The organism is Vibrio sp. 2132-1 (assembly GCF_033344315.1).
The window spans coordinates 1-536 of record NZ_JAWPON010000768.1 but is presented as its reverse complement, the minus strand read 5'-3'; the positions used below and the strand labels follow the sequence as shown (position 1 = coordinate 536).

Genomic DNA, 536 nt, shown 5'->3' with positions numbered 1-536 from the left:
CGATGCGCACAAAGTTGTCACTCGAAGAGTTGAGTCACCACTTACGTGAGATTGAATATAAGTGGGGTCGTGAGGAAAATGCGCAAAAGTATCAGGATCGAACACTGGATCTCGATATAGTGCTCTTCGGTGAGTGCATCTCGACACAAAACCCGGAGCTACCTCGCAGTGATATCTACAAATATCCTTTTGTCACAAAGCCCTTGTATGATCTCGAACCTCATTTAGTGATCCCCGGCGATGGACGCACTGTAGCCGACATTTGGCATGCTATGCAGCCCGTTGATTCACTCAAACCAGTTTCTTTTTCACTTTAAATTTGAGTTGTTTACATGAGTTATTTTGAAGCCTTTATTTTGGCTCTGATTCAGGGTCTGACAGAGTTTTTGCCCATTTCCAGCTCTGCGCACTTGATCCTACCCTCTGCCATTTTCGGCTGGGCCGACCAAGGTCTAGCGTTTGATGTGGCAGTACACGTCGGCACATTGATGGCGGTTGTAATTTATTTCCGCCACGAAGTGATCACTTTATGCCAA

Annotated in this window: 2 protein-coding genes; both read left to right on the top strand. The window is 46.1% G+C overall.

The features are described from left to right. A partial coding sequence (folK, locus tag R8N47_RS27880; RefSeq protein ID WP_318186445.1) for a 2-amino-4-hydroxy-6-hydroxymethyldihydropteridine diphosphokinase occupies window positions 1-317 on the top strand: 317 nt, incomplete at its 5' end. A 15-nt stretch (window positions 318-332) separates the two neighbouring features. After that, a partial coding sequence (locus R8N47_RS27875) for an undecaprenyl-diphosphate phosphatase (protein ID WP_318186444.1) occupies window positions 333-536 on the top strand: 204 nt, incomplete at its 3' end.